The sequence below is a fragment of the Bdellovibrio bacteriovorus genome, assembly GCF_002208115.1.
GTDB lineage: Bacteria > Bdellovibrionota > Bdellovibrionia > Bdellovibrionales > Bdellovibrionaceae > Bdellovibrio > Bdellovibrio bacteriovorus_C.
Window position 1 is genome coordinate 2,740,571 of sequence record NZ_CP020946.1, and the last position, 19,746, is coordinate 2,760,316.

A 19,746-nucleotide genomic window follows, 5' to 3' on the forward strand; every position below is an offset into this window, starting at 1 on the left:
TCCCACGGGGGGATGCTATGACGAAGGTAATGGGTGGACTTTTACTATTCACACTGATCGCACCAGTAAAAAGCTTTGCTAAAGATGGTATCGGCACCGGCGACTTTAATCAGATGATTGAAGAAAACAACGCTGCTGCCAGGAATCTGAACAACACCATCACACGCAATGTCAGTTCAGAAAACACCTTTAAAGGTGAAGTGATCACCGTCGTGCAAAGCACGCGCAATCCGGTGAAATACAATCCGTTCCTGCTGGAGGACGAAGTCGAAGTGAAATCACTGCGCGATCAGAATCACTAGTTCGCAAGTATTCAGTTTTAAATCCGGGGGGATTTTCGTGAATAAAGTAACTAAACTTTCAAAAATTGTTCTGTGTGGAGCGCTTGTTGAGGCTGTCGTAGGTTGCAGCCAACCTGTACGTTTTGCCCCCTCAGTCCTTGAACAAAGCTCATTGACGGACAACGTTTTCGGTCAGACGCCGGTGATCCCGGAAGTTGAAGAACCTAAAGTCGATCCGTTCAATCCATATAAACACATGTCTGACATCAGTCAGGGTGACGATTCCATGACACCCAACATTGCCGCTGACGAAGGCTTGAACGGTAAAGCCGTTTCAAACTGCGAGCGTCAACGTGCTGACGGCAGTGACCGTTATGAAGAAGAACGCCTGGCAGCCCTGGCGGCGGCAAAAGCGGACACTTCTTTGATTCCCGTGCGCTTTTCCGTGTCTGCCGGCAGCGCCGAAGACGCGATTGCCCAGTGGTCCCACGAAAGATCCATTCTGCGTAAAGAATCCAATGGTGTGACACCGTTCTATGTGGGCGCGGCTAAAAAAGACAGCGCTGCGGATGCCTGCAAATGGTCCACGAACTGCAACAAAGCAGCGGTAAAAACCAATCACTTCCACTATATCGCTGACCACCAGCAAGCCCGCCGTGAATTCATCGCGGGTGAAAAATGCTTCTTCAGCACCGTGCGCGCGATTGCCAGTGTTGATGACGTGGGTGCCGTGACTGTCTTTGCAGAAGGCGCCGCCGCTCCAGCAGACGTACTGGCCGTGCAAAACCATTCCCTGCGTAACTTGTACTATGGTGAATCCTATGAAGACATCGTTGATTCCGGCAGTCCCCGTCTGTTTAAAAAACTAGGCGATGGAACTCCGAACATCGTGTCCCTTTATGTTGCCGACCTTCGTGAAAACGTCGTCGATAAATCCGGCAAGACCGTCAGCATTCTGACGCCGGAGTTTATTAAATTGAGTAAAGGCCTGACCCGCGGTGATGAAGTCCGTTTGACCTTCAAAGAAATCTTCTCTTTGAGAACCCTTTGGACCGAGCGTGAATTCGTGACCAATGTGCTGTCCTCGCAGCGCACTTCCAAAGCCGGCACCCTGTCAGCTTACGAAGGTGTGCCACAGCTGATCCAGTGGCTGGTTCATTCCGGTGTCGAAGGCACGGCGATGAGCACCAAGTACACTCCGCTGGTTCTGGATTTGGGTGTAAAAAACGTTCGCACTTCCAGCCTTGAGGGCGGAAGCTTCTTCAACCTTGCTAACATCCAGGCGCCGGTGACTCACATGACGGCATGGTTGGGTGGTAACCTGGTTGTGCGCGAGTCCACAAACAGCGTGAACAAAACCCACTTCAGTCGTGAAATTGATGACGGCTTCCTGGTGGTTCCGAATGCGGATGGCAGCATCACAAGTTCTCAGAACCTGTTTGGTTCTCAGATGAAGGTGTCTGTGAACGGTGAAGAAAAAACTTTTGCCAACGGTTTTGAAACTTTGGCGGCGCTGGCGGCAAAAGACTGTCAGTCCGAAGATCCAAAGAAGCATTACCTGGGCCCTTGGGATGGTGAACTGTACAGCCAGAAAATCAAAGTCTGGGTGGACAAAAACCGCAATGCGGTGGCGGATGCCGGTGAAGTCATCAGTCTGGCCGATGCGAAAGTGGCTGCGATCAATGCCTGCCACGTGGTTTATGCCAATGAAAAAGACAAGTACGGCAACAGCACTGAATTGCGCTCTCCGTTCCTTATGTTCAAACAGGGCGAATCAGATCTGGCGGAAGAGGAACTGCTGACCCGTCTGGCAACAGGTAAAGACAAAGACGGTCAGGATGTCGAGTTCCGTCTGATGGTGGATATTTTCTTTAAAGCGAAACCAGGCGTGATCCTGGAAAACATTGATACGACGGGCCTTCCGGCTGTAGGAGGTGCCCAGCTCGCACAAATTGTTCAGTAGATAATTCCGAAACCTAAGAGACATGAAACCGCAGGTCGCAACACCTGCGGTTTTTTTTAAATACGAACGCTCAGTCCGTCTTTCAAGGCCAGCTTCTGCGCACGCAAAGCCGGAATCAAACCAATCAGCGTCCCGCCAACCAGAGTGATGATCAGATACATCAATTCATAACGAGTGACCCAAGGGCCGACAAGATACAGACCGAACTCGGTTTCAATCCACGGTTTCAACACCGCGATCAAACCCCAGGAGGTCACCAGTCCCAACGCCACACCCACCGCAGTCAAAAGTGCGGACTCGAACACCAAAAGACCCAGAATCTGGTTGGACTTCGCCCCCACAGCACGCAGGATCGCCATTTCACGCCGGCGTTCGTTCAGTGTCGTCGTCAAGGCAATCAGCATCGCCATAAAGCCCACGGCCACAACCATCCAGGAAATCATGCGAAGCACACCTTCAACATAAGACAATCCATTCCAAAGTTCGCTCAAAGTCGCCCCCGGAATGATCGCCAGCAAAGGTTCACCTTCAAAATTATTGATCTCGCGCTGAAGTTTCAGGGTTTCGATGCGGGACTTTGCGCCTACAAAGAACGCCGTGATGGTGTGAACCTTCAGATCATTCGTCAGTTGTTCACGAGGAATAACCTTATCCATCGCCGGAGCTGCGCCATCCTGCCAGTCCACGTGCAAAGCCTCCATGCCCTGCAAGGACATGTAAACTGCACGGTCCAGTGGCGTGCCAGTCGGCTCAAGAATACCGGAAATCACGAACGGACGATCATCGTGCTGCAAGATGCCTTCGCCCTTGGTCACACCGTGAGCAACCACAATACGACCACCCAGAGAATAGTTTAGCTTGCGGGCCACATCAGCCCCGATAACCACATCCCAGATGTCGGCGAACTCTTTGCCGTGAGCAAACTTCACCTGCTGGTCACCACGATAGTGATAATGCTTGAAGAAGTCTTGAGTCGTGCCCACCACGCGGAAACCGCGATGCCCATCACCCAAAGAATAAGGAATCGTCCATTCAATCGCCGGGTGCGCTTTTACTTTTTCATAAGTTTCATAGGAGATATTATGGGGAGATATTATGGGTGGCATTTCCCATATTGAACACTGTATACAGAATCAACTGCAGCGGACCACTGCGCGCACCGACGATCAGGTCGGTCTTGCTGATGGTTTGTGTGAAGCCCTCTTCCGCGGCCCGTTTGGCGCGCTCGACAGTCAGAAGCAAAGCCACACTCAATGCAATGGAGATCACCGTCAGCGTTGTTGCGAACGCCCGATTCTTCAGGGATTTGATTGCCAACTTCAAAAAGACCATCACACAACCTTGTTAATGGATTCTAAGGAGATTGAACGCGTAAAGAGTTTTTCAATGCTGCGGTCATGAGACACAAATACGACAGTCGTTCCATAAAGCTCGGAAAGTTCAAACAAAAGCTTCAGAAACTTTTCGCGGTGATCTGCATCCAGTGCCGAGGTCGGTTCGTCGGCCAAGAGCAGATCCGGCTTCCCCAGAAGAGCGCGGGCCACGGCCACACGCTGCTGCTGTCCGACACTCAGTTCGGTGACACCTTTTTCCAGCAGATCAGAAATTCCCAGGTTGCCGCACAAAGCGCGGATCACCATTTCGGTGTCCACACTGCCCAAGCGAGCCTTGCGGGCCGGGCTCAGGTGCAACGGAAGCTCGATGTTTTCACGCACGGACAGATAAGGAATCAGATTGAAGCTTTGGAAAACATAGCCCATGTGTTCGGCGCGGAAAGAGTCGCGCTCGGAATCGGACATTTTAACAAAGTCACGTCCCAGAATCTGCACAGTCCCGCTGGTCGGACGAAGCACGCCCGCCAGAATCTCTAACAACGTCGTTTTACCTGTGCCACTGGGACCGTAAAGAAACAGCTCTTCGCCCTTTTTCACCGTAAATTCAGGAACGTGCAGCGTGGGATTTCTCTGACCTTCATAGGTGTAAGACAAATCCCTGATGGTGATCAGATCATTTGAGCTCAAGAGTTTCTCCGTTCTTGCCAACCTCCAAGGACTTTTGCACCTGATCGGCCAGCACTTCAACCTGCACCTTTTTCAGGCGCGGGAAGACTTTCTGGAAATTGAACGTCATGGTACTGCCTGCCACCGGCGCTTCACAGGAGATATTGAACTCCCCTTCCACGTCGGAATGGTTTTTCTTTTCGATGACTTCGTACATGTCCAGCTTGATTTCACACTTCAAAGACGGATCCAAAACAACCATCTCGGCCATTTTTTCGCCGAGCTTGGCCAGAGCCTCATCTTTTTTCTGCTTGTCCTTTTTGGATTTGGCCGCGTGTTCGAATCCGTAGATGGATTCTGCCGGAGCATGGAACTCCAATTTTCCTTTTTTGCCATCAAAGGCCAGACTGACTTTGCCAGCGCCGTGAACGTGTGCCGCCTGATTATGGGCAGCGTGATCGGAGTGCGCCATGGCCATCAGGGAAAACAGAAGAACTTTCAACATAAAGACCTCCTTGAAAGTTATTTGTAGGGTTCGATCGCCTCACCGATGAGTTCGAACGAGGCGTCCCCGTACATAGACTTCTTAGTCACTAGATTCAAAGTTCCGTGGACCCAAATCGGCCCTACAGCCGCATCGGTTCCGCGTTTCATCTTAACGTACACCATTTGGTTCGGCGGCGGTGGTGGAACGTGGATGCAAGCCTGCGGGCTTGGCACCAGAAGAAACTCCACGACCTCGCGCTGGTTGTCTTCAAGGGGAACCATGAAGCCAGGGATCTTCACCCCTTTGCCGTCCAGCGCTTTCAGTTCTGAAGAAGAGCTGCCCGTGACATAGTCCATCTCACCCAGCAGACGCCAGTCGACCTCCACACCATTCAATGCGGCGCCACCGGATCCGGCAAACTGATAAATGACGGCAGCTAAAACAGCCACCAGTATGAACGCTCCTGCTAATACCCAGTTCTTCATAATCCCATTAAAGACGCTCCCCCCTTTAAAAGCAATAGCTTTGCGCACCGCCCTTGCCTCTGATATAACGATGTTTTGTAGTCAAAAAAGGGCCAATTCCATGAGCAACAAAATCCAACGCGTCCGCGGCACTCGAGACCTGCTTCCTGAAGACAGCATTCTTTTCCGTTTTGTCGAAGAATCAGCCTATGAAAAGGCACTTTTGTACGGATACGGAGAGATCGAAACCCCTATTTTCGAGTTTTCTGACGTTTTTCACCGCACTTTGGGCGAAACTTCCGACGTTGTGAATAAAGAGACTTATGATTTTACAGATCGTGGAGGCGAAAGTCTGACGCTCAGACCCGAGGGCACTGCGGGTGTGGCTCGCGCTTTTATTTCAGAAGGCATGATGCAGAATCTTCCACTGAAGTTCTATTATTCCGGCCCGATGTTTCGTTATGAGCGACCACAAAAAGGACGATATCGCCAATTTTACCAATTGGGCGCAGAGTGTTTAGGTTATGAATCCCCATTGGCGGATGTGGAAACCATCTCTTTGGCGTGGGATCTGCTGAAAAAAATCGGCATCTCTGACGACTGCACCTTGGAAATCAACACCCTGGGCGATGCGGAAAGCCGTGCGGCTTACCGCGATACTTTGGTGAACTACTTCACCGCCCATAAAGATCAGCTTTCTGAAGACAGCAAAATGCGTCTGGAGAAAAACCCGCTGCGCATTCTGGATTCCAAAGACGAAGGCGACAAAAAGCTGAATGCCAATGCACCAAAACTTGAACAATCCTTGAATCAGACCTCCCAGGACTTCTTCAAGAAGGTCATCGCGGGCATCGAAAAGCTGGGCATCCCGTACAAGATTAATGATCATCTAGTTCGTGGACTTGATTATTATTGCCACACTGTCTTTGAATTCACGACCACCAAGCTGGGGGCTCAGGGCACCGTGCTTGCGGGAGGGCGTTATGACGGCTTGATTGAAACCATGGGCGGACCGAAAACTCCGGGCGTGGGCTGGGCTGCCGGCATCGACCGTTTGGCTGATCTGACCCCGAAAGAACTGGCGACAAAAAAGGAAGTCATCATCGCCGTAGTTGGTGCTGACGAACAGGGCGAGGACGAAAGCGTGAAAGTCGCTCATGAAATGCGCGTGCGTGGCTTTAAGACGGAAAACTTCCTGTCGGGCAAAATGGGCAAGAAGATGCAAAAAGCCAACAAACTGGGTGCTCACTATGCCTTGATTTTGGGCGGCAACGAAGTGACCAATAAAACGGTCACAGTGAAGAACTTCACGACGGGCGAACAAAAAGAAATCACCCGCGCAGAACTTCAGACCTACCCGTTTTCAATCTAATTTTTCAGACGTGATTTAAAAACAAAAAACCCGCTTCGAAAGAGCGGGTTTTGTTTTTCAGAAATGACCTGGCAGAACAAAAAACTATTGGATATTACGCAGCTTGAATTCCATTTTCGGGAAGACAATCCCGCCGCCAAAGCCCAGCTTCACCGCGACGTGAAACAGATCATTCACTCGGTTTTGCGCCGGCAGCCAAGAGCCCTCAAGGCCCAGGAAAGCCTCGGCCACGACCCCGACGCCACGGCCATAAACCGCACCATTGAGCTCGCTTAAAGAAACCCCGCTTGGAATAAAGCTGAACATCCACTTGTAAGCGACCTCAAACTTCAGGCCGCCGTTTTTGAAATCACAAAGATACAAACCCGGAACACGCACAACTTCATCCGTGCCCGGCACCAGGAAAGCCGCATCAAAAGCCCACACGTCGTGATCCACAAACAGACCGACATTCATGCCGTGAGCATACAGATAACCCTTAATAGGAATTTTATCTCCCGGCTGCACATTGAACTGATTTTGCAAAGTAACAACCAGTTGATCGATCTGCTCTTGATTCAAACGAGTGTTCTTTTTCAAAGACTCCACCAGAACCTCTCGCGACATCCCGGCATCTTTGTCAAAATCCAAAGCCCACGCCGTAGCCGATCCCAGCGAAAGACAACCCAACAACAACGCGGACAGAGCAAGTCTGAAGATCATGGCCTTTTCTCCTGTTGGGAAAAGGCTACCGCTTATTTGAAAAAATCAGTAACAAAAAATTTGGAGTGCAGCCACCCCACCCTCAACATGCAAACCGTCCTGTACCCCTACAAAATAAACGCACCGCTTCGGAAAAAGTAAGCAGGTACCTTTTCCGCCAACGCAGAGCTTCTGCAAAAGTAAGCAGGTACCTTTTAAGCAGGTACCTTTTAGATAAGCCGGTATGAGGGGGAATGGTTGGGGGCTTTGCAGCCTCCAACCGAGTTCCGCAGCGCTAAGAAAAGCCTGCGATGGCAATCAGAAAACAAAAAAGCCACCCATAAGGCGGCCTTCACAAAACAAACAGAGCGCGAGGACTGTCCGAGCGTTGGAGGCTGCAAAGCCCCCAGCCATTCCCCCGGGCGTACCGGCGCGATCTATTTACGGTTCAACTTAATGGAGTGCCCTCTCTGCCAGCCCGGAATTTTCAGGGAGGCAGCGCGAGTCCATACGACCATCAGGATCAAGCCGACAACGAACATGGCAACGCTCAGCCACTGCCCTCGGGTCAGACCCAAAGCCTGGAATCCGATGTGAGCATCTGGCATACGGAAGTGTTCATCAACAACACGAACCACCGCATAGATCAGCACGAAACAAGCGGCGATAAAGCCCGGCTTGCGTGGTTTTCTCCATAGGAAGAACAAGAACATAAAGATCAGCAGACCTTCACCGAAGGCTGCGAACAACTGAGACGGATAGCGCGGAGTCAACAAAGGTGCAATCGCCTCTTTGGCTGCAGTGTTGCCGTCTTGGATGGATTCAATCACTTTGTTCAAAGTAGAATATAGCTGCTCACGAGCTGTCAGATCGAAGCGGAACTTATCTACAAGTTCCAGCCACTGCTCACGACCCACGCCGACTTTTTCAACAACCGGAACAAGCTCCGTCAGTTTCGCGGCTTCCTGACCTGGCCAGGAAACGATGTCTTGAGGAAACTTCACCGCCAGCGGATACGTCGGATCGCAAGGACGACCGACAAGTTCACCGTTGATGAAGTTGGCGATACGACCAAAGAACACACCGATCGGACCGGTTACCGCGACCAGATCGAGCAAGTACAAAGAGTTCACAGAATACTTGCGCGCATACAGTAAGCACGCAATCACGATCCCGATGATACCACCGTGACTTGCCATGCCGCCTTCGTTGACAGCAAGCACACCCCAGTACGGGAATTCAGATTTGAACTTCATGAAAAGATCCGGGCCATAGAAAAGCACATACCCCAGACGACCGCCCACCAAAGTACCGATGGCTGCATAAGTGATAAAATCGCCGACCATTTGGACAGACAAACCCGCACGTTGTCTTTTTGCCAGCCAAGTGATCAGGATGTAGGCGCAGATAAAGCCCATCATGTAAGAGAGGCCGTACCAACGGACTCCGAAATCACCGGAAATTCTTAAAGCAAATGGATCGAAATCATGAACCACAGACGCATCCTTCTTTGAGACATACAAGGGTCTCGATAAGAGAATTTTTGGACCTTATGGTAATAAAGCGAGAAAATGGGGGTATGTCCAGATTTTCGTCTCTACTTCTACTGTGCATTATTTTGACCGCGAGTCTGTCTCAGGCTCAATCCGGCAGTCGCTGGGGCAGCGGTATTGATTTCACCAAACGCGCCACCGCCCGCGAAGGCAGCCGGTGGTCTCTTTCTGAGTGGCTCGAAATGAAGAACCGCAACCGCATGATGGATATGTGGCTGTCGGTGAACTCTCCGTCGCCCTACGAGTTTTCACTCGCTGCCTCGTACAACTCGTTCAAAACCGAGGACCCCGACAACACGTCCGTGAGCGATTCTCATGTGTCGTACATGGGTGAGCTTTCCGCCTATGCCCAGTTCGTCGGGCTGACCGCGGAATATGAAAACAACAGCGAAGAGGAGTTCAACGACCTGACCGGCATGCTGAACATCCGCGTTCTGGGAAATTCGATCCAGAACACCTCGCTAACCCTGCACTACGGACTGCGCACCCGCGAGGCCGATCAACGGCTGTCGCAGCAGTTTGGCCAGGTGTCGCTGCAGGTATATTTGACCAAGTATTTTGGAATTGACGGGAAATATCGCTATTACCTTCCCACCTCCACGGATGAATTGGGAGATGTCGAAGGCAATCGCACCGAAGCCGGGCTTTTTATAGACTTTAAAGCCGTACGGATCTTCGGAAACTGGTACAAGGAGAGCCAGAAAACAAAAATCCCTGCTGCTGCCGATGACACAGTCACCGATCGCACAGGGATCAGGTCAGGACTTAAGATCTTCTTCTAGAGAAGACAAAAGGCCCGGTTTTGCCGGGCCTTTTTTTATTTAAACTACTCGAGTTCGATCAGTTTGTTTTCGCCGCTTACGAAGTAAGACTCTGTCGCTTGCTCGTGAGCCATTGGAGAAGTCACTTTCCACTCCATGTTCATTTGCATACCAGCTACAGGATCACGCTTGGAGCCTGTGTTGAACACAGACGGGATGACTGCGTTAGCATCGAAGTTGAAGCCCCATGCAACAGACAGGTTCGCTGGCATGAAGGTCGCGTTAGTGATGTATTTACCAACACCATCAGCAGAACCACCTGCAGTGTAAGTCACGCGGTAAGAGAAATCGACAACAGACATACCGAAGCCGTTTTCATAAGTTACGTTGTAAACTTTGGACTGAGGAATGTTCCAGCCAGCAAGGTCAGACCAGCAAGTCAAACCAGCAGGAAGAGCATTTGCAGTGTCCAATTTCACGTTAACAACAGATTTACCTGCGTTGATAACTGCGAAGATTTTTTTACCGATGTTGATGATTTGATCCACGATCAATTCGATCGCGTTCAGTGGGTTCACGTCATTAGCGATAGCTGGCTCGCCAGTGAACTTCACGCGCAATGGGCGCTGAGAGTTGCAATCCTGAGAAAGACCGTTTGCACCTTTTGCATACGTTTCCATCTGTGGATATTGAGCAGTTACGTCGCGAACGATAACTCTCTTGATTTCGAAGTAAGCTTTGTCAGTAGCGAATGCGGATGACGCCATACCCAGTGTCAACGCAGCTGCGATAATAGAACGAATCATTTGGACCCCCTTGTTTCGTTGGCAGGGGTCATATCAAGGCAAATACGAGCTTTCAAATGAAAAAGCCCCGATGCTGACTATTTAACCTTTCGCAAGGCGTCACCATTCTTTGGTGAGCGTAAGCATTGGGAAAATCCAGGATTTCGAGTTGGACGAGTTGGTTTCAGTGCCGTCGACGGTCTTCTTTGTATAATTTGCCAGGTAATAGTTCAAAGACGCCCCGATATGGAAGCCCTCTTTGAACTCGGGCATGACCCCGAACTGAAACCACATGCTGGTCCCCGTCCACCTTTCAGCCTCGCCATCGTTGGAGAAAGTCCCGGTGCTCAGGATATTGTAAGCCATGCTGACACTGTAAAGTTCGTTGCGCCCAAACTGCCACTTCACGTAAGGGCCGGTATCGGTCGAGGCAAAATCGATCGTCACGTCATCTTTGTCGGTGTGGGAAATTCCAGAGTAGTTCCACCCGCCCCAGATGTGTTTTTTCAGACTGAACAGCAGGCCGATGTTATAGAAGTATTTGGCGGAGGTTCGGGTTTCGTCGGTGGTCAGATTGTCTGACATGTAGGTGCCACCCAGCTCCAGCAAAAAGCCGGCATGGGCATTCATGGAAAACAGCACTAAGAGGACCACCAATAGTTTCTTCACAGAATCTTTATCGGCGTGTTTACTTAGGACCCCGAGGCCAGCCGAGGTCCAGTTGCAGAATATTAATTCCTTTTCAAAAGCGCAGCGTAGAAGCCATCATAGCCTTCTTTATCCGGGCGCACATGAATCTGCTTGAGCAAAGTCCAGTCCTTGCCATGTTCGGCCAGGAACTTTTCAACCTGCTTTTCGTTTTCACTCGGCAACAGGCTGCAGGTCGCATAGACCATCTGCCCGCCTTTTTTGGTCATGTTGCAGTAGGTGCTTAAAATCTCGTACTGCAAGCCATGCAGACGGTCGATCTCTTCGTTGCTCAGTTTCCATTTGGTGTCAGGATTACGGCGCAAAACGCCCATTCCCGAACAAGGCACATCCAGAAGGACGCGGTCCGCGGTGTCGTACAGGCGCTTGATCACTTTGTTGGAGTCAATCAAACGCGTTTCGATCACATCGACCCCGTCACGGCGGGCACGGACTTTCAGCTCTTTCAATTTCCATTCATGAATATCCAGGGAAATGATCTTGCCCTTGTTCTTCATCATGGAAGCCATGTGCAAGCTCTTGCCGCCAGCACCGGCACAGGCGTCGATCACGCGGTGACCCGGCTCAATGCCCAACAATGGCGCAACCATCTGGGAAGCGGCATCCTGAACCTCGAACAGACCCTGTTTGAAGGATTCGGTGATAAACACGTTTTTACGTTCCACCAGACGAAGAGCGTTTGGCAGATCCGGAGAAACTTTCGTGGCGTTGATGCCGTCTTTTTCCAAAGTTTTGATCAGCTCATCCGGCGTGGTTTTCAAAGTATTGGTGCGCAGGAACACTTCCGCGGGCTTGTTCAAAGCGCGCATCGCATCCTTCCACTCTTCACCCAACTCTTTGGTGCCACGCTCGTGCATCCAGTCTGGAATGGACTGAGCAATCGCGAACGACGACACGTTCTTTTCACGGGCGATGACTTCTTTCGGATCAAGACCGTCAAGCTCTTCCCAGTCAGGAAGTTCGTTTCCGCCGCGCACCCAGTACGCGCCCCACACTTTCCAAAGATCGTTGTCATCAGCAAGATGGGACAGCAGACGCTCCCAGCGCACGATTTCGTAAACAGATTCAGCAAAGAAACGGCGGTCGCGGGAACCCCAGCGGGTGTTGGCCTTCAAATGGCGCTGGATGACTTTGTCGGCATAGAAACCCTGTTCAAAGATTTCATCCAGAGCGGTGACGATTTCAGATACGAGATGCTTGTGAATTTTCAAAATGTAAACACCAGGCCAGTGGCCAAAAAGGTTCCGTTGAACTGCCCAGAGGACAGAATAAGAAGGTGGTTTTTTAAACCAGCTTCAATGAAGAATCCAGTGTTTTCAAAGATATTGAAGAATCGTGCCCCGGCGACAACCTGATAATCCAGGGACAGTGCAGATTTTCCAGAGGCCTGTTTAAAGAACACTCCCAAACCGGCACCCGCGCCAAAATACAGCGGGAAACGTGAGGTCGCATCCGGGAACATGATCATCGGAACAAACGCCAGTTTATTCGGAGTTTCGCCACCCAGGTCGTATTCGGAGTAATCAATTCTCAGCAGCATGTCCATGGAGTTGTACCACTCGCCCACCCGGTAAGTGACGCCGAACTGATTTTTCCCCACGTCATCTTCCTGACCGTTCTTGCCCCAGTCATAGGATTGCGACGCCATGTAACGGCCAAAATGCAAAGCCAGATAGTGATCCGACGGACCGCCTCCGGTGTTGAAGGAGGACGATGCCGTGTCACGGGGCTGGAAGTACTTCGCAGCGGCCTCGCGGCCCACCACGGGCTGGGAGTCTTGGGCTGTGGCAATGGAGCTTAAAAACAAGGGCAAAATCAACGATAGAAAAGTCTTCACACGCACCTCAATTCTGGCTTCTATTCTATTCAGTTTTCCCTCTGGCGAGGAAGTTGTTGACGCGCTAGGTCGTTAACACTAGACCCATTGACTCAAGACAGGCGCCTCCCTAATCTCCGGCTAGCTTTTTGGACGGGACTAAAGACTATGAAATGCCCTTTTTGCGGACATGCTGATGACAGAGTTTTGGATACCCGAGTGCAGAAGGACGGAAGCATCCGCCGCCGTCGTGAGTGCCTCGAGTGCAAAGCCCGTTTCTCGACTGTAGAAACGATCATGCTGGCGTTCCCGTTCATCATCAAAAAAGACGGCCGCCGCGAACCGTTCAGCAAAGAAAAAATTCTCAAAGGTCTTCAGGCCTCCTGTCAAAAGCGTCCTGTCAGTCTGGCGCAGATCGATGCGGTGGTTGAAAAAATCTCTGCCTGGGTGATCAATCGTGGTGAATCCGAGATCTCTTCCCGTCTGATCGGGAAAAAGGTCATGGCTGAACTAAAACAACTGGATGACGTTGCCTATATTCGCTTTGCAAGTGTATACAGAACCTTCAAAGACGTTCAGGAATTTGTGGAGACTCTGGAAGACGCCGAACTTCTTGATTTTGTCGATGCAAGTAATCCACAATTAAGCCTCACGGCCATGACATTTGTTGAAAGCGAGAAAAGTACGAACCATGAAACTGACAGCAAGACGCCAAGCCCGCGAACTCGCCCTCCAGGTCCTCTTTCAAACTGAGTTTGCTCCGCAGATCAGCTACCAAACATTCCTAGAGGTGTTTGAGCAGAGTCTTGACCCCGAAGTGATCACTTATGCTGATCTTCTCGTGACCGGTGTGAAATCCAACAAAGAAAAGATTGATTCCAAGATTCAGGCGTCCAGCGCCCACTGGAAAGTGGAACGCATGGCGACCATCGACCGCAACATCCTGCGCATTGCCGTTTACGAAATGCGTTTTGCGGCAGATCCGATCAAAGAAAACATCGTCATCAATGAAGCGGTGGAAATCGCCAAAAAATACGGAACTTCCGATTCTGGCAGCTTCGTTAACGGACTTCTAGATCAAGTCGGCAAGGCTCACTAATGGCTCTTAGCGTACTTTCCCAGGCCAGCGCTCTAAACCCGGGTTCCGACCTGTGGATTGTGCCTGATCTGGAAAAGTCGCCGTGGACCGCGAAGCTGGATTGGTACCTGAACTTTCAGGTGTGCAAATCCTCGCGCCACCAGTCCCCGGCACTGCCTGAGTTCTTGGGCAGTGTATTGGAACAGACCGAACTGAACAAACCCGCGATCCCTGCGGTGTCTGATCAGCCGCTGATGATCGCCTCGGACAAACTTCTGCCCAACAAATGGGTCGTGATCCTTCCCTGGAACGAAGACCTTACCCAGTGGACCGCCGAAATCTTCCGCATCTGGAAGAATCTGAACAAACCCACTTTGCGCATTTTCATGCCACCTGGACAAAGTACCGGGAACCTGCAGATCGCCTGGCAGACCCACCACCCGGTTCAGGAATTCACAGTCGTCCTTGATTAAACAAACGTTTCTCCCCACAATTAAATAAACCGCCAGCACCAACATCATCATTTGGCGGAGCATCTTAGTGGGAGCGTTCATGGAGAAATTTTCGCAGTCTTTGGTGTCAACAATCACAAACCTTCAGAAACGACTTGAGTCTGTTCTGGAAAATGATTTTGAAGCCAAGGTGGAAGCGTCAGAGCGCCATGCGCACTTTGAACCTTCCCGCGATCTGTCTTTGGTGCGCGGCCTTTCTTTGGGTCTGCCGGAAGATCATATTGATCGTGCGATTGTGGTGTTCTCGCGTCTGGCCTTGTTGTTTGATGCCGGCGTTATGCTGGAAAATCACGACGGTCAGTGGAAAGCGCAGGCTTATTTCCATAAAGGTGCGACTCACCTTTTGAAAAACAACTCCAAGTCCTTTGTTAAAATCCCTCAGATGAATCTATTGTCAGTGCTTTCCACGGCGTCCCAGCCGATGCTGGAAAAACTGCAGTTACAGCATCTGGATCCGGACAATAAAACGTCCTGCCTTTTGATCAAAGCCAGCCCTGACTTTGCCTTTATTCTTTTCTCGGGCATGGCCGACCTGTGGCTGAAAGAACATGTCGAAAACGTGCGTCGCGCCCTGATCAACGGACTTGCTGACTGATGGACGGCGACAACAAAACCTACACCATCTATATCCTTTCTGACAGCACGGGTGAAACCGCCGCAACGATGATCCGGGCGGCTTTGGTTCAATACACCACCAAAGACGTTAACATCATCCGCTGTAAAAACGTGCGCACCGAAACCCAGGCCGAGGCCGTCATCGAAGAATGCTTCGAGCGCCGTGGAATGCTGGCCTACACCGTTGCCAGCCAGGGCCTGCGCGCCAAGATCCGCGAAATGGCTTCCGGCAAAGGCATTCCCTACTTTGACCTTCTGGGCCCGCTGCTTTCCACCTTGGACACTTTCTTTGGTCAGCATTCCGAAGACACCGTGGGTGCCTTGCGTGCGGTCGATGAAAGATACTTCAAACGCATTGAAGCCATCGAATACACCGTCAAACACGATGACGGCAAAACCTTTGCCGAACTGGACAAGGCTGACATCGTTCTTGTCGGAATTTCCCGCACCAGTAAAACGCCGCTTTCCATCTTCCTGTCCCACAAGGGCTGGAAGGTCGCAAACGTCCCGCTGGTATTGGACACTCCCCTGCCGGAAGAATTGTTCAAGATCGATCAGCGCCGCATTGTGGGTTTGATCATCGATATGGATTCCCTGCAAAGAATCCGCAAAAGCCGCTTGGAAAAATTCGGTCAGGATCCGGGTGGTTCTTACGCTTCAATGTCTCATATCGCCAAAGAAATCGAATACGCTGAAAAGATCTTTAAGGTGAATCGCCGCTGGCCGGTCTTCAACGTCACCGAACGTGCGTTGGAAGAAACAGCCAGTGAGATCGTGCGAATCATCGCCGCCCGTCTGGGCCTTCCTGACAGCGTTATCTTTTAATACGACGGCCGGGCTGCCTTGGCCCCGTCGGCCTGCTGCCGTCAACTCCGCGACACGCCGTCCGGGCTCTGCCGTGGCCCGCGCTTCCGCGCGGGTGCGCGCCGTCGTGGCGCCCACGGAGGTCGCTGCGTTGCTGGCAGCTGTCCGCCGGGTCCAAGACATCCCAGCCTCGCTCGGGTTAATACGCCTTCTCTCGACCTTTGCGCCAAAACTAAGAAGAGCCTGTGGCATAGCAATTGTATCTCTGTTTATACAGAGGTTGCCTATGAGATCATCTGCTCTTAAATTCTTTATGCCTTTCCTTTCCTGTCTAGTGTCTGTACAGGTACAGGCGCAAAGTGTTGAGTCGGACTTTATGGCGAATCAATGTCCCGGGATCTCTTCCTTTTCCTCAGTGAATTTATGGCAAGACGGTAATGATTTATCTGTCTCATCTTGCGGGTTCGCGCAAAAGCTGGCTGGTGTTGTCGATTCGATTTCTGATTGGGCTCCCGTCTCTGAGAAAATCATGCTGTCATTAAAGCATTCTGCCAGCGGGGCTTCCTATGATGGTGTGAAAGTACTTTCAGCCGCAGAGTTTCTTTACATTGAAGGCTCAAACCACAAAGAAAAACATCTGCGCAATGAACAGGGCAATCTAACGACCTTTGCACACGAATACGGTCACGTAATCCTAACTGACTGGCTGACTCGCGACATTCCTGAATTCAAAGCCATCCGCGAAGGCATCGCTTCACCCATGATCGCAAACCAAAAAGTCTACTTCCTCGCAAATCAACGGGGCTTGATTGAAAAGCGCATCATTGCAGCACCCACCCCGTCCCACCAAGAGCGCCTTCTGAAAAAGAAACAGGACATCGAACGCCAGTTGGCGCAAGCCTACTTTGAAGGGGGTGAATTTTCTGCGGAACAAAACCGCATACTGAATTTGCTTGCGCCCTATCACGAACTTTTTGCTGACGTGGTGGCCGTGCTTTATGCCGAAGACCCCCAAGCCATGCGCAAGGCCGTGGAACTTCCCAGCAGCTCTGACAAAGATATCTATATGGCTGAAGCCCGTGATTTCACCATCAGACACTCCCACGAGCATTGGAATGACTCCACCCCGCACTACAGGCTTTCACCAGTTCGCAGCAGGCTGTTTGCAGGCCATTGGATCAAGGGATATTCGTCGACAGAAAAACGTGAATATCTTGAAAAAGTCTATAACCTATTGCGCGACGATATACTGTCTCGCTGGCATCAAGAAACGCCCTCAGTTCAAGACGCTAACAAAACGCTGATCGAAAAGATCAATTCAAGGCTTTAAAATTTGAACTTGATGGTTTGGATTTTGGCGGCGCTGTTTTCTTTTACAAAGACGACATAGCCGTGGGATTCTTTTTTCAGACCCGTCAGTTTCATACAGTAAGAGGTTTCGCGGGATTGCAGACGCATGGGTTGTACCGGCGCATTTTCTTCGCATTCGCCTATGTCAGAAAAAGAAATTCCCTGATCCAGGAATCGAATCAGAGCGGCCTTTTCCGGCGCAGACAGCTTTTCTGAAAGCTCGGTGTTGGCGCAGCGTAAAAGATCGGACTCGTTAACTCTGAGCTTTTCGCAGGCACGGAAAATCTTCCATGTTTGGCGGGCTTGGAGCAGGTCGACTTTCTCCGCTGCCGACCAGGCCAGGGACATCAACAACAGATAAATCATTACTGTGCCCCTTTCTTTTGTTTTTCACCGAAAAGTTTAAACAACAGATAGTCCCCACCACCCGACATCGCCGCCTGGGCGGTATCAATGACATCTTTAGTGGTCATCGGCGAGGCTTTTTCAATTTGGGAAGTTCCTGTACCGCGACACTTCGGATGCAGCAGCAAGGCGGCTTTGTCCGCATGGACTTTTTTGGCCGTTTCGCAGGCATTTGCATCCACCGGGCAATTCATATTCCATTTTTTTGTGACCGCGGTGATACGGTCATGAATTTCCTGGGTGGCGAAGCTGCTGCAATTGATGGTTTCATCCATCGCCGGTTCAAAGTAATTGGCCAGATCAAATTCGCGGTTTTGCACAAACTTTCCGTCTTTGCACACGATCAAGGGCGGAGCTCCATCAAACAGATCACGCCAGAAATAAAGGCCTTTATAGTTGGCCATCAGATCGGCATAGGATTTCACACCGGGACGCTGCAACCCCCACGTCGCATTTTCCTGCATGATCCCAACTTCCAGCGCCTTTTTCACTTTGTCAGCCGGGAGCTTCGGATCCTGCCCGACCATGTCCCAATACATGGAACCGTGAGAAAAGAAGTGATCGATCTTATCAAACCCCACAAAAAAGATTTGACCCTTCACTTGTACTTTGGCGCTTTGGGAAAAGTAAAGCTGCGTGTACGGCTTGCCGGATCCATAAGGGACCTCGGTGTGAACTTTCGGCCCCGCCTGCGGCACATTGAAATACAACGCTTTGGTGATTTGTGGAAGGTTGCGATCCAGATCGTCTTCCAGATATTTCAAAAATCTTTTGCGATCACAGGATTTGCTGCTGTAGTTGTAATTATCAAGTGCCATCGTCAACAGAGCGTTCACCACGCGGTTGATTTCAGCATTGGCCACCACCGCATTCTTGTCACGACGGGCGGAAAAGTTGTCAGGCTCTCCAGCAAAGACATTCCAGGAAAATAAGAAGACTAAAAAAAATGCCATTGGTTTTATTATCCAATGGCATCGTCATTTTGCCCAGTTTGTTGAAAGGCCCTAAACAGAATCAGACCTTGGTACTACGGCTAGGGCTGCTGGCCACGCTTTCCGGCCCACAGTTCAATTCCTTCAGGGGACAAAATCAGATTGAAGCGGTCCTCCATAGAGCTTTCAAAGGCCATCTCAAAGGACTGTGGGAACTCCTTCGTCGCCACAAAAGCCTTCACGCTGCGGCCTTGGATTTTCACGATCTCAGACGGCAGGAAACGGATGGTGCAAGTGGCTCTGACATCTTCGCGGGCGCACTCGATTTTTACACTTTCATCGGCACTCAGCCAGCGATAGCGGCCCTCAGCTCCCACGGCATCCATGAACTGCTGGATTCGCCCGTAAGCGCCACGCTCGTTCAGCAGAACGCCGACCTTTTCTGCGCGATGAAACACCGCCACCGAGTCCGCCGCGGCCTGGGCCCCTGCTCCTGCCAATAACATCAAAATCACAACCATCAATGCCTTCATACAGAGTCCTTTCATTTAGGTGACCTTACAGATCCACCTGAGGAATACGAGAAAAATCACTGAACCACATAAAAACCCGTCAGACACCATAGAATGCCCCGTCACAATCCTGACAGTTATGGTAATTTTGCCTATCAAGCCCCCACCGCTTTACACCGGCCCCTGGCTTCTTTATGTTCGGCCCATGCTTAGATATTTGATTTTATTGCTTTTGTTTACACCCACGATCGCTCAGGCCACCTGTGTGCCCAGCGATAATTCCTGTGAATTTTATGCCTGCAAAGAGCGCGAACACGCCTGTGGTAAAAAAGGATACTGGCAAGACTTCGGCTACCCCTACTGTGAGAAGTTCTTAGTGGACGAAGAACGGTTCTCTGCCCGTTCTCAGATCTGGCTTCAGGATGTGCGCTATTGTCTGCAGGAACGGGTCCAAGAGGTTTCTGAAGGCACAAGCTGCAAAAACCTTCATACGCAAGCGATGGACAGTCACGTCAGTTGTTATGTCGACACCGGCTTTTGCGATCTGACCTATATGGAGCAAGTCCGAATCTATTGGTATCTCAAGGGGGCTTTGCGCAGCAAGGACACCTGGCGCGAGGCTTATCTGCTGAAGCAGGCCTGTGCCAACAGATTCAACTAGGCTGAA

The 19,746-nt window shown here is 50.9% G+C and carries 25 protein-coding genes; 11 read left to right on the plus strand and 14 right to left on the minus strand.

Features of this window, described 5'->3' with window-relative positions:
- Nucleotides 1-17: 17 nt before the first annotated feature.
- Both B9G79_RS13095 and B9G79_RS13100 read left to right on the plus strand, forming a co-directional pair.
- Complete coding sequence (locus tag B9G79_RS13095) at nucleotides 18-302, plus strand: hypothetical protein (protein WP_088565906.1); 285 nt, start codon at nucleotides 18-20, stop codon at nucleotides 300-302.
- 37 nt (nucleotides 303-339) lie between these two features.
- Nucleotides 340-2,244, plus strand: a complete 1,905-nt coding sequence (locus B9G79_RS13100) for an iron-regulated protein frpA (RefSeq protein ID WP_088565907.1) — start codon at nucleotides 340-342, stop codon at nucleotides 2,242-2,244.
- A gap of 56 nt (nucleotides 2,245-2,300) precedes the next feature.
- Here the strand turns inward: B9G79_RS13100 and B9G79_RS13105 are convergent, their stop codons facing one another.
- The 5 genes from B9G79_RS13105 to B9G79_RS13120 are packed head-to-tail and all read right to left on the minus strand — an operon-like array spanning nucleotide 2,301 to nucleotide 5,216.
- Complete coding sequence (locus B9G79_RS13105) at nucleotides 2,301-3,350, minus strand: ABC transporter permease (protein ID WP_232468663.1); 1,050 nt, start codon at nucleotides 3,348-3,350, stop codon at nucleotides 2,301-2,303.
- Nucleotides 3,325-3,567: a hypothetical protein gene (locus tag B9G79_RS18390; RefSeq protein WP_232468664.1), complete on the minus strand. Its 243-nt coding sequence runs from the start codon at nucleotides 3,565-3,567 to the stop codon at nucleotides 3,325-3,327. The genes B9G79_RS13105 and B9G79_RS18390 overlap by 26 nt, the downstream gene beginning before the upstream one ends.
- 8 nt (nucleotides 3,568-3,575) lie before the next feature.
- Nucleotides 3,576-4,265 (minus strand): ABC transporter ATP-binding protein, encoded by a 690-nt coding sequence (locus B9G79_RS13110; protein ID WP_088565908.1) that lies wholly within the window; start codon nucleotides 4,263-4,265, stop codon nucleotides 3,576-3,578.
- Entirely contained in the window at nucleotides 4,252-4,749 is a 498-nt protein-coding gene (locus B9G79_RS13115; protein ID WP_088565909.1) for a ZrgA family zinc uptake protein, read from the minus strand. The genes B9G79_RS13110 and B9G79_RS13115 overlap by 14 nt, the downstream gene beginning before the upstream one ends.
- 17 nt (nucleotides 4,750-4,766) lie before the next feature.
- Nucleotides 4,767-5,216, minus strand: coding sequence for a DUF3299 domain-containing protein (locus B9G79_RS13120; RefSeq protein ID WP_232468665.1), 450 nt, complete (start codon nucleotides 5,214-5,216; stop codon nucleotides 4,767-4,769).
- A 100-nt stretch (nucleotides 5,217-5,316) separates the two neighbouring features.
- On the opposite strand from B9G79_RS13120, the gene hisS reads away from it, so the two are divergent.
- Entirely contained in the window at nucleotides 5,317-6,567 is a 1,251-nt protein-coding gene (hisS, locus tag B9G79_RS13125) for a histidine--tRNA ligase (RefSeq protein ID WP_041583482.1), read from the plus strand.
- A gap of 84 nt (nucleotides 6,568-6,651) precedes the next feature.
- Here hisS and B9G79_RS13130 read toward each other — a convergent pair whose 3' ends face one another.
- Nucleotides 6,652-7,269, minus strand: a complete 618-nt coding sequence (locus tag B9G79_RS13130; RefSeq protein WP_088565911.1) for a hypothetical protein — start codon at nucleotides 7,267-7,269, stop codon at nucleotides 6,652-6,654.
- A 416-nt stretch (nucleotides 7,270-7,685) separates the two neighbouring features.
- A complete protein-coding gene (gene lgt / locus B9G79_RS13135) occupies nucleotides 7,686-8,744 on the minus strand; it encodes a prolipoprotein diacylglyceryl transferase (protein ID WP_088565912.1) in 1,059 nt (352 codons plus the stop codon).
- 83 nt (nucleotides 8,745-8,827) lie between these two features.
- Here lgt and B9G79_RS13140 point away from each other — a divergent pair, with 83 nt between their 5' ends.
- Nucleotides 8,828-9,583, plus strand: coding sequence for a hypothetical protein (locus tag B9G79_RS13140; RefSeq protein ID WP_232468666.1), 756 nt, complete (start codon nucleotides 8,828-8,830; stop codon nucleotides 9,581-9,583).
- Between the two features lie 44 nt (nucleotides 9,584-9,627).
- Here B9G79_RS13140 and B9G79_RS13145 read toward each other — a convergent pair whose 3' ends face one another.
- From B9G79_RS13145 to B9G79_RS13160, 4 genes are all read right to left on the minus strand, one after another.
- Nucleotides 9,628-10,368, minus strand: a complete 741-nt coding sequence (locus B9G79_RS13145) for a hypothetical protein (protein WP_088565914.1) — start codon at nucleotides 10,366-10,368, stop codon at nucleotides 9,628-9,630.
- A 99-nt stretch (nucleotides 10,369-10,467) separates the two neighbouring features.
- Nucleotides 10,468-11,016, minus strand: coding sequence for a hypothetical protein (locus B9G79_RS13150; protein WP_232468667.1), 549 nt, complete (start codon nucleotides 11,014-11,016; stop codon nucleotides 10,468-10,470).
- 62 nt (nucleotides 11,017-11,078) lie between these two features.
- Complete coding sequence (locus B9G79_RS13155) at nucleotides 11,079-12,266, minus strand: RsmB/NOP family class I SAM-dependent RNA methyltransferase (protein WP_088565916.1); 1,188 nt, start codon at nucleotides 12,264-12,266, stop codon at nucleotides 11,079-11,081.
- Nucleotides 12,263-12,892: a hypothetical protein gene (locus B9G79_RS13160; RefSeq protein ID WP_232468668.1), complete on the minus strand. Its 630-nt coding sequence runs from the start codon at nucleotides 12,890-12,892 to the stop codon at nucleotides 12,263-12,265. The genes B9G79_RS13155 and B9G79_RS13160 overlap by 4 nt, the downstream gene beginning before the upstream one ends.
- Before the next feature lie 147 nt (nucleotides 12,893-13,039).
- Between B9G79_RS13160 and nrdR the strand changes: the two genes are divergently transcribed.
- The 6 genes from nrdR to B9G79_RS13190 all read left to right on the plus strand — a co-directional run bounded on the left by nrdR (nucleotide 13,040) and on the right by B9G79_RS13190 (nucleotide 17,210).
- Complete coding sequence (gene nrdR, locus B9G79_RS13165) at nucleotides 13,040-13,624, plus strand: transcriptional regulator NrdR (protein WP_011163623.1); 585 nt, start codon at nucleotides 13,040-13,042, stop codon at nucleotides 13,622-13,624.
- Complete coding sequence (gene nusB, locus B9G79_RS13170; RefSeq protein ID WP_088565918.1) at nucleotides 13,563-13,970, plus strand: transcription antitermination factor NusB; 408 nt, start codon at nucleotides 13,563-13,565, stop codon at nucleotides 13,968-13,970. Before nrdR ends, nusB begins: the two co-directional genes overlap by 62 nt.
- Entirely contained in the window at nucleotides 13,970-14,422 is a 453-nt protein-coding gene (locus tag B9G79_RS13175; protein WP_088565919.1) for a hypothetical protein, read from the plus strand. The genes nusB and B9G79_RS13175 overlap by 1 nt, the downstream gene beginning before the upstream one ends.
- A gap of 79 nt (nucleotides 14,423-14,501) precedes the next feature.
- Nucleotides 14,502-15,056 carry a GTP cyclohydrolase gene (locus tag B9G79_RS13180; protein ID WP_232468669.1) on the plus strand — a complete coding sequence of 185 codons (555 nt, stop codon included), beginning with the start codon at nucleotides 14,502-14,504 and terminating at the stop codon, nucleotides 15,054-15,056.
- Nucleotides 15,056-15,901: a pyruvate, water dikinase regulatory protein gene (locus B9G79_RS13185; RefSeq protein WP_088565921.1), complete on the plus strand. Its 846-nt coding sequence runs from the start codon at nucleotides 15,056-15,058 to the stop codon at nucleotides 15,899-15,901. The genes B9G79_RS13180 and B9G79_RS13185 overlap by 1 nt, the downstream gene beginning before the upstream one ends.
- A 73-nt stretch (nucleotides 15,902-15,974) precedes the next feature.
- Entirely contained in the window at nucleotides 15,975-17,210 is a 1,236-nt protein-coding gene (locus B9G79_RS13190; protein WP_198298013.1) for a hypothetical protein, read from the plus strand.
- Here the strand turns inward: B9G79_RS13190 and B9G79_RS13195 are convergent.
- The 3 genes from B9G79_RS13195 to B9G79_RS13205 all read right to left on the minus strand — a co-directional run bounded on the left by B9G79_RS13195 (nucleotide 17,207) and on the right by B9G79_RS13205 (nucleotide 19,100).
- Nucleotides 17,207-17,596, minus strand: a complete 390-nt coding sequence (locus tag B9G79_RS13195; RefSeq protein WP_088565923.1) for a hypothetical protein — start codon at nucleotides 17,594-17,596, stop codon at nucleotides 17,207-17,209. The two genes, B9G79_RS13190 and B9G79_RS13195, sit on opposite strands and share 4 nt — an antisense overlap.
- Complete coding sequence (locus B9G79_RS13200) at nucleotides 17,596-18,588, minus strand: hypothetical protein (protein WP_088565924.1); 993 nt, start codon at nucleotides 18,586-18,588, stop codon at nucleotides 17,596-17,598. The genes B9G79_RS13195 and B9G79_RS13200 overlap by 1 nt, the downstream gene beginning before the upstream one ends.
- An 80-nt stretch (nucleotides 18,589-18,668) precedes the next feature.
- Nucleotides 18,669-19,100, minus strand: a complete 432-nt coding sequence (locus B9G79_RS13205; RefSeq protein WP_232468670.1) for a hypothetical protein — start codon at nucleotides 19,098-19,100, stop codon at nucleotides 18,669-18,671.
- 184 nt (nucleotides 19,101-19,284) lie between these two features.
- Here B9G79_RS13205 and B9G79_RS13210 point away from each other — a divergent pair, with 184 nt between their 5' ends.
- Nucleotides 19,285-19,740 carry a hypothetical protein gene (locus B9G79_RS13210; RefSeq protein WP_157678784.1) on the plus strand — a complete coding sequence of 152 codons (456 nt, stop codon included), beginning with the start codon at nucleotides 19,285-19,287 and terminating at the stop codon, nucleotides 19,738-19,740.
- Nucleotides 19,741-19,746 lie beyond the last annotated feature (6 nt).

What these genes read in the sequence shown, in the direction of transcription:
- B9G79_RS13205 (WP_232468670.1), bottom strand. Translation starts at nt 19,100, where the DNA reads ATGAAGGCATTGATGGTTGTGATTTTGATGTTATTGGCAGGAGCAGGG.
- B9G79_RS13115 (WP_088565909.1), bottom strand. Translation starts at nt 4,749, where the DNA reads ATGTTGAAAGTTCTTCTGTTTTCCCTGATGGCCATGGCGCACTCCGAT.
- B9G79_RS13095 (WP_088565906.1), top strand. Translation starts at nt 18, where the DNA reads ATGACGAAGGTAATGGGTGGACTTTTACTATTCACACTGATCGCACCA.
- B9G79_RS13180 (WP_232468669.1), top strand. Translation starts at nt 14,502, where the DNA reads ATGGAGAAATTTTCGCAGTCTTTGGTGTCAACAATCACAAACCTTCAG.
- hisS (WP_041583482.1), top strand. Translation starts at nt 5,317, where the DNA reads ATGAGCAACAAAATCCAACGCGTCCGCGGCACTCGAGACCTGCTTCCT.
- B9G79_RS13200 (WP_088565924.1), bottom strand. Translation starts at nt 18,588, where the DNA reads ATGGCATTTTTTTTAGTCTTCTTATTTTCCTGGAATGTCTTTGCTGGA.
- B9G79_RS13210 (WP_157678784.1), top strand. Translation starts at nt 19,285, where the DNA reads ATGCTTAGATATTTGATTTTATTGCTTTTGTTTACACCCACGATCGCT.
- B9G79_RS13140 (WP_232468666.1), top strand. Translation starts at nt 8,828, where the DNA reads ATGTCCAGATTTTCGTCTCTACTTCTACTGTGCATTATTTTGACCGCG.
- nusB (WP_088565918.1), top strand. Translation starts at nt 13,563, where the DNA reads ATGAAACTGACAGCAAGACGCCAAGCCCGCGAACTCGCCCTCCAGGTC.
- B9G79_RS13105 (WP_232468663.1), bottom strand. Translation starts at nt 3,350, where the DNA reads ATGCCACCCATAATATCTCCCCATAATATCTCCTATGAAACTTATGAA.
- B9G79_RS13185 (WP_088565921.1), top strand. Translation starts at nt 15,056, where the DNA reads ATGGACGGCGACAACAAAACCTACACCATCTATATCCTTTCTGACAGC.
- B9G79_RS13195 (WP_088565923.1), bottom strand. Translation starts at nt 17,596, where the DNA reads ATGATTTATCTGTTGTTGATGTCCCTGGCCTGGTCGGCAGCGGAGAAA.
- B9G79_RS13130 (WP_088565911.1), bottom strand. Translation starts at nt 7,269, where the DNA reads ATGATCTTCAGACTTGCTCTGTCCGCGTTGTTGTTGGGTTGTCTTTCG.
- nrdR (WP_011163623.1), top strand. Translation starts at nt 13,040, where the DNA reads ATGAAATGCCCTTTTTGCGGACATGCTGATGACAGAGTTTTGGATACC.
- B9G79_RS13145 (WP_088565914.1), bottom strand. Translation starts at nt 10,368, where the DNA reads ATGATTCGTTCTATTATCGCAGCTGCGTTGACACTGGGTATGGCGTCA.
- B9G79_RS13120 (WP_232468665.1), bottom strand. Translation starts at nt 5,216, where the DNA reads ATGAAGAACTGGGTATTAGCAGGAGCGTTCATACTGGTGGCTGTTTTA.
- B9G79_RS13175 (WP_088565919.1), top strand. Translation starts at nt 13,970, where the DNA reads ATGGCTCTTAGCGTACTTTCCCAGGCCAGCGCTCTAAACCCGGGTTCC.